Raw genomic sequence first — 7,702 nt, 5'->3', positions numbered from 1 at the left:
GCCATGACGGTGTCCGGGCCAGGCGCGTCTGCTGGGCCTCTGCGGGCCCGGGAGAGGGTGGCGGCACACTCGGGCGGAGAGCCGTGCCTGCGGCCTGCCGGGGGCGTTGTGCGGCCCTGGTGCGGTATGTCCTCGATCGCCGGACGGGCTTGATCCGGCTCCGCTTGCTCGCCGGGTGCGGGCTCGGTCCGGCGGGTGGTCATCCGACCGCCGGGAGACGCTCGCCGCCCAGGTCGATCGCGGCGCAGCGCCAGCGGAGATCGGGCCCCTGTTCCAGACGGAAGGCCATGGCGCGGACCTGCTCTCCGGTGGCGATGCTGGCGAAGGCCTCGACCACGCCGGTCGCGGGCTGGGTGCCGCGGCAGGCGCGTACGACCGGGCGCCTGCTGCCCGCGCCGAGTGGGGCGTCGGGTGCGAGCTCGGCGAGCTGGTCGTAGGCCTCGCCGATCGTGTGGCCGAGCATCCAGTGCACCGGGCGCTGGCCGCTGAGGACGGCGAGCAGGCGCTCCGCGAACCACTGGTGCGGGCGCAGCGGCCGCCGGGGCCGTTGTGGCGGTACGGTGCCCGGCCTGCTGCGGTCGCGTCGTCCGGCCGGCCTCGTCCTGTCCGTGCTCATGCTCATAGCCCCCGTGGCTGCTGTCGGAGCCCGGGCTGATACCGGGCGGTAACTTCTGCTGGGGATCTTCTACGGGGCCGGTCGGCGGCCCCGCAAGCGGCGATGGGGGCCGGCCGGCCACCCGGCGAGATCACCTATCCGGGTGGCGCCCCCGGCGCCGCAAGGGGACGGCGGGGGTGACGGTCGCCGCGCGGTGGACGGTGGCGGGCGGATCGGCAACCCCGAAGGGGGACGTCGCACGTATCCTGAGGGCGTAATCGACTACGGAAGCGGTCATCCATGCGTGTGTACGTCCCCCTGACCCTCTCCGGTCTCGCCGCGGTGCACGGGGCGGGCGAGGTCGGTCCGGGGCCGCTGGCCGCCTATGCCGTGACGCCCGGTCTGCGCGAGTGGTACGTCTCCGACGACATCGAGGAGCTGGAGTACGCGGCGCTCAACCGGGCCGCCTCCGCCTCGCTGCGGTTGATCGCGGGCCGGCCGGAGGAGACCCGGCGCCGTGTCGTCGTCGCCCTCGACGTGCCGGACGGGGCGGCGGTCGCAGATCCGGACCACATCCTGGACGCGTCCTCGCTCGGTGAGGTGCGCATCGCGGACGCCGTGGCGCTGTCGAAGGCCGCCGCCGTGCACGTGGACGCCGACGACGCCGAGAAGGACGTCGCCGCGGCGGCAGCGGCGCTGGGAGCGGCGGACCTCGGTGACGACGACGCCCAGTTCACCGTGGACGGCGCGGAGGACCACGAGCTGCTGTGGTTCGGGATCCAGGAGATCCCCGGCCTGATCGCCTGATCGCCTGAGAGCCGGAGCCGGAGCCGGAGCCGGAGCCCCCGCCTCCGGTCCCCTGTGCCCGGGTGACTGTCGTAGCGGGCGAGTATTTTCTACCCATGGCGACAACGGGGAAGCACCGCACACATCTGGTCTGGGACTGGAACGGCACACTGCTCGACGACATCCAGGCGGTCCTCGGGGCGACGAACGCCGCCTTCGCGGAGGTCGACCTGGCGCCGCTCACGCTGGAGCAGTACCGCGAGACGTACTGCGTGCCGATACCCAGGTTCTACGAGCGGCTCATGGGCAGGCTCCCCACTCCTGCCGAGTGGGAGCGTATGGACGGCCTCTTCCACCGCCACTACACCGAGCAGCGGGCGGCCTGTGCGCTGACCGAGGGCGTCGAGGAGCTGCTGGTCCGGTGGCAGCTCGGCGGCCGCAGCCAGTCGTTGCTGAGCATGTACGGCCACGAGCACCTGGTCCCGGTGGTGCGTGGGTACGGCATCGAGCGTCATTTCGTACGCGTCGACGGCCGGACCGGACCCTCCGGTGGCAGCAAGGCACTGCACATGGAGCGCCACTTCGAGGTACTCGGGGACATCGCCCCCGAATCCGCGGTGGTCATCGGTGACGCGGTGGACGACGCCGTGGCCGCGGCCCACGTCGGTGCGCGCGCCGTGCTCTACACCGGCGGCTCGCACAGCCGCAGCAGCCTGGAGGCGGCGGGTGTGCCTGTGGTGGACACCCTGGCCGAGGCCGTCGCGCTGGCCGAGCTGATGGCGGACTGAGGTACCCGCCGGGCAAGCGGCCGAGGGGCTGGGGACCGGCCGGGCGACCGGTGTGCGACCGGCCCGGCGCAGCCATGAACGCATCTGTCCGTGTGTGTGTCCATACGTGCAGGAGCGATCCCGTGCGATGTCCAGAGTGTCAAAGTTCGAGGCCTTCTTTTGTACATATGCGGCTCATGACGGTTGTGGGGGCAGGAGGGATAGCCTGGTCCCGTGATCAGCGCGATATGCCTCGGGGGCAGCGAAGCCCCCGGCCTGCGCCCGGAGTGCCACAGCACCCGGGCGATGCGTGATCTCCGCGTCCCGGGCCGTCAGCCGAAAATGGCCGATACGGTCCCGGGCATCTCCCCAGGCGGCATAGCGTCGACCCAGACCGGAAACCCCGCGTCGTGGCGGTACGTCGTCTTTCTCACCTACGTCACGCAACGGCGCGCGACAGGAGCCAGAGGACATGCAGACCAAGCTGGACGAAGCCAAGGCCGAGCTGCTCGCACGGGCGGCCCGGGTAGCTGACAACAGTCCGGGCGGTGGTGTCGGTGGCCCGGGAGGTGGCCTCCGGGTGCACCTTGCCGACGGAACCGGTACCGAAGCGGACCCCGGCCAGGACGAGCGGCCGGGCCGCGACACGCTGCTCGCCTATCTCCAGCGCTACTACCTGCACACCGCTCCGGAGGACATCACCGACCGCGACCCGGTCGACATCTTCGGGGCTGCCTGTTCCCACTACCGCCTCGCCGAGAACCGCCCGCAGGGCACCGCGAACGTCCGGGTGCACACCCCGACCGTCGAGGAGAACGGCTGGACCAACAGCCACTCCGTCGTCGAGGTCGTCACCGACGACATGCCCTTCCTGGTCGACTCGGTCACCAACGAGCTGTCCCGGCAGGGCCGCGGCATCCACCTGGTGATCCACCCGCAGGTCGTCGTCCGCCGGGACGTCGCGGGCAAGCTGATCGAGGTGCTCGCCGACGACCGGGCCAGGGGCAACGGAGCGAAGCGGTCCAACGGCCGTAAGGGCGCCGGGGCCGAGCTGCCGCACGACGCGCTCGTCGAGTCGTGGATCCACGTCGAGATCGACCGGGAGACCGACCGCGCGGACCTGAAGCAGATCACCGCCGATCTGCTCCGAGTCCTGTCCGACGTACGGGAGACCGTCGAGGACTGGGACAAGATGCGCGACACCGCCCTGCGCATCGCCGACGACCTCCCGGCGGAGCCGCTCGACGAGCTGGCCGACGAGGAGGTCGGGGAGGCCCGCGAGCTGCTCCGCTGGCTCGCCGCCGACCACTTCACCTTCCTCGGGTACCGGGAGTACGAGCTCCGTGAGTCCGACGCGCTGACGGCCGTCCCCGGCTCCGGCCTCGGCATCCTGCGCTCCGACCCGCAGCACAGCGAGGACGAGGCGCACCCGGTGAGCCCGTCCTTCGACCGGCTGCCCGCGGACGCCCGGGCCAAGGCCAGGGAACACAAGCTCCTCGTCCTGACCAAGGCGAACAGCAGGGCGACCGTGCACCGCCCCAGCTACCTGGACTACGTCGGGGTGAAGAAGTTCGACGCCGACGGCAACGTCGTCGGCGAGCGGCGCTTCCTCGGCCTGTTCTCCTCCGCCGCGTACACCGAGTCGGTGCGCCGGGTGCCCGTGGTGCGCCGGAAGGTCGCCGAGGTGCTGGAGGGGGCGGGCTTCACGCCCAACAGCCACGACGGCCGCGACCTGCTCCAGATCCTGGAGACGTACCCGCGCGACGAGCTCTTCCAGACGCCCGTCGACCAGCTGCGCTCCATCGTCACCTCCGTGCTGTACCTCCAGGAGCGCCGCCGACTGCGGCTCTACCTGCGCCAGGACGAGTACGGGCGCTACTACTCCGCCCTCGTCTACCTGCCGCGCGACCGCTACACCACCGGTGTGAGACTCCGCCTGATCGACATCCTCAAGGAGGAACTGGGCGGCACCAGCGTCGACTTCACGGCCTGGAACACGGAGTCGATCCTCTCCCGGCTGCACTTCGTCGTCCGGGTCCCGCCGGGCACCGACCTCCCGCACCTCACCGACGCGGACGCGGACCGTATCGAGGCGCGCCTCGTCGAGGCCGCCCGCTCCTGGGCCGACGGTTTCCAGGAGGCACTGAACGCCGAGTGCGGCGAGGAGCGCGCCGCCGAGCTGCTGCGCCGTTACGGGCAGTCCTTCCCCGAGGGCTACAAGGCCGACCACTCGCCGCGCGCCGCCGTGGCCGACCTGGTCCACCTCGAAGAGCTCAAGAGCGAGCGCAAGGACTTCGCGCTCAGCCTGTACGAGCCGGTCGGCGCCGGCCCCGCCGAACGCCGGTTCAAGATCTACCGGACCGGCGAGCAGGTCTCCCTGTCCGCCGTCCTGCCCGCGCTCCAGCGGCTCGGTGTGGAGGTCGTCGACGAGCGTCCGTACGAGCTGCGCTGCGCGGACCGCACGCACGCCTGGATCTACGACTTCGGGCTGCGCCTGCCGAAGAAGGCCACGGGCAACGGCGACTACCTCGCCGACGACGCCCGGAACCGCTTCCAGGAGGCGTTCGCGGCGATCTGGACCGGCGAGGCCGAGAACGACGGCTTCAACAACCTGGTCCTGGGCGCCGGCCTCGACTGGCGTCAGGCCATGGTGCTGCGCGCCTACGCGAAGTACCTGCGCCAGGCGGGTTCGACCTTCAGCCAGGACTACATGGAGGACACCCTCCGCAACAACGTCCACACCACCCGGCTGCTGGTCTCGCTCTTCGAGGCCCGGATGTCCCCGACCCGTCAGAAGGCCGGCACGGAGCTGACGGACGGGCTGCTGGAAGAGCTGGACGGGGCCCTCGACCAGGTCGCCTCGCTGGACGAGGACCGGATCCTGCGGTCCTTCCTCACCGTCATCAAGGCCACGCTGCGGACCAACTACTTCCAGCTGGCCGACGACCACGAGCCGCACAACTACGTGTCGATGAAGTTCGACCCGCAGGCCATCCCGGATCTCCCGGCGCCCCGCCCGGCGTACGAGATCTGGGTCTACTCGCCGCGCGTCGAGGGTGTCCACCTGCGCTTCGGGAAGGTCGCCCGCGGCGGTCTGCGCTGGTCGGACCGGCGGGAGGACTTCCGTACGGAGATCCTCGGCCTGGTCAAGGCGCAGATGGTCAAGAACACAGTGATCGTGCCGGTGGGTGCCAAGGGCGGCTTCGTCGCCAAGCAGCTGCCGGATCCCGCTGTGGACCGTGACGCCTGGCTCGCCGAGGGCATCGCCTGCTACAAGATCTTCATCTCGGCGCTCCTCGACATCACCGACAACATGGTGACGGGCGAGGTCGTGCATCCCACGGAGGTCGTCCGTCACGACGAGGACGACACGTATCTCGTCGTCGCCGCCGACAAGGGGACCGCGAGCTTCTCCGACATCGCCAACGACGTCGCCGTCGCCTACGGCTTCTGGCTCGGTGACGCCTTCGCCTCCGGAGGCTCGGCCGGCTACGACCACAAGGGCATGGGCATCACCGCCCGCGGCGCCTGGGAGTCCGTGAAGCGGCACTTCCGCGAGCTGGGCCACGACACCCAGACCGAGGACTTCACCGTCGTCGGCGTCGGTGACATGTCCGGTGACGTCTTCGGCAACGGGATGCTGCTCTCCGAGCACATCCGGCTGGTCGCGGCCTTCGACCACCGGCACATCTTCATCGACCCGAACCCGGATGCGGCTACCTCGTACGCCGAGCGGCGCCGGCTGTTCGACCTGCCGCGCAGTTCCTGGGCGGACTACAACAAGGACCTGCTGTCCGCGGGCGGCGGCATCCACCCGCGTTCCGCCAAGTCGATCCCGGTCAACGCGCACATCCGCGCGGCCCTCGGCATCGACTCGAAGGTCACGAAGATGACCCCCGCCGAGCTGATGCAGAACATCCTCAAGGCGTCGGTCGACCTCGTGTGGAACGGCGGCATCGGGACGTACATCAAGTCGACGGCCGAGTCGAACGCCGACGTCGGTGACAAGGCCAACGACTCGATCCGGGTCGACGGGGCGGACCTGCGGGCCCGCGTCGTCGGTGAGGGCGGCAACCTCGGGGCCACGCAGCTCGGCCGGATCGAGTTCGCCCGGGCCGGCGGCCGGATCAACACCGACGCGATCGACAACAGCGCCGGTGTGGACACCTCCGACCACGAGGTGAACATCAAGATCCTGCTCAACGGTCTGGTCCGGGACGGCGACATGACCGTGAAGCAGCGCAACAAGGTGCTCGCGGAGATGACCGACGAGGTCGGGCAGCTCGTGCTGCGCAACAACTACGCGCAGAACGTCGCGCTCGCCAACGCCTGTGCCCAGGCGCCGTCACTCCTCCACGCCCACCAGCGCTTCATGCGCCGGCTCGGCCGCGACGGGCACCTGGACAGGGCGCTGGAGTTCCTGCCGAACGACCGCCAGATCCGTGAGCTGCTGAACCACGGCAAGGGCCTCAGCCAGCCGGAACTGGCCGTGCTGCTCGCCTACACCAAGATCACGGCGGCCGAGGAGCTGATCTCCACCAGCCTGCCGGACGACGCGCATCTGCAGAGGCTGGTGCACGCGTACTTCCCGAAGCAGCTGAGCGAGCGTTTCCCCGAGGCGGTCGACGGGCACGCGCTGCGCCGCGAGATCATCACGACGGTGCTGGTCAACGACACGGTGAACACCGGCGGTTCGACGTTCCTGCACCGGCTGCGTGAGGAGACCGGGGCGTCGCTCGACGAGATCGTGCGGGCCCAGTTCGCCGCCCGCGAGATCTTCGGCCTGTCCGCCGTGTGGGACGCCGTGGAGGCGCTCGACAACACGGTGGCCGCAGACGTGCAGACCCGGATCCGGCTGCACTCGCGCCGTCTCGTCGAGCGCGGTTCGCGCTGGCTGCTCGGCAACCGGCCCCAGCCGGTCGAGATCGCGGAGACCATCGGATTCTTCCGCGACGGTGTCGAACGCGTCTGGGACGAGCTGCCCAAGCTGCTCAAGGGCGCGGACGTCGAGTGGTACCGGTCGATCCTCGACGAGCTCACCTCGGTGGGCGTGCCGGACGAGCTGGCGGTTCGGGTGGCCGGATTCTCGTCGGCCTTCCCGGCCCTGGACATCGTGGCGATCGCGGACCGTACGGACAAGGACCCGCTGGCCGTCGCCGAGGTGTACTACGACCTCGCCGACCGGCTGGGGATCACTCAGCTGATGGACCGGATCATCGAGCTGCCGCGGGCCGACCGCTGGCAGTCCATGGCCCGCGCCTCCATCCGCGAGGACCTGTACGCCGCGCATGCCGCGCTCACGTCGGACGTGCTGTCCGTCGGCAACGGGACGTCGTCGCCCGAGCAGCGGTTCAAGGCCTGGGAGGAGAAGAACGCGGCGATCCTGGCGCGTTCGCGCGCCACCCTGGAGGAGATCCGGGGGTCGGAGTCCTTCGACCTGGCGAACCTGTCGGTGGCCATGCGGACGATGCGGACGCTGCTGCGTACGCACGCCTGACCCGGTGCGGCCGACCGGGCCGCGACAGAGCCGTCCGCCGGACGGGCCACATCGGCC

Annotated in this window: 4 protein-coding genes; 3 read left to right on the top strand and 1 reads right to left on the bottom strand. The window is 70.5% G+C overall.

The genetic code is table 11. The annotated features are described in order from the left end of the window. Positions 1 to 199: 199 nt before the first annotated feature. Positions 200 to 616 carry an Rv3235 family protein gene (locus ACFWFI_RS38670; RefSeq protein WP_387399905.1) on the bottom strand — a complete coding sequence of 139 codons (417 nt, stop codon included), beginning with the start codon at positions 614 to 616 and terminating at the stop codon, positions 200 to 202. Positions 617 to 895: 279 nt separating this feature from the next. On the opposite strand from ACFWFI_RS38670, the gene ACFWFI_RS38665 reads away from it, so the two are divergent. From ACFWFI_RS38665 to ACFWFI_RS38655, 3 genes are all read left to right on the top strand, one after another. Beyond that, entirely contained in the window at positions 896 to 1,402 is a 507-nt protein-coding gene (locus tag ACFWFI_RS38665; RefSeq protein WP_387399902.1) for a DUF6912 family protein, read from the top strand. A gap of 95 nt (positions 1,403 to 1,497) precedes the next feature. Then, positions 1,498 to 2,169, top strand: a complete 672-nt coding sequence (locus ACFWFI_RS38660) for an HAD family hydrolase (protein WP_387399900.1) — start codon at positions 1,498 to 1,500, stop codon at positions 2,167 to 2,169. A gap of 451 nt (positions 2,170 to 2,620) precedes the next feature. Then, entirely contained in the window at positions 2,621 to 7,645 is a 5,025-nt protein-coding gene (locus tag ACFWFI_RS38655; protein WP_387399898.1) for an NAD-glutamate dehydrogenase, read from the top strand. The last annotated feature ends 57 nt before the right edge of the window (positions 7,646 to 7,702 follow it).

Source organism: Streptomyces sp. NPDC060209, assembly GCF_042728155.1.
In the GTDB taxonomy this organism is placed as follows: Bacteria; Actinomycetota; Actinomycetes; order Streptomycetales; family Streptomycetaceae; genus Streptomyces.
The sequence above is the reverse complement of the archived record's forward strand: the minus strand, read 5'-3'. Positions and strand labels throughout refer to the sequence as shown.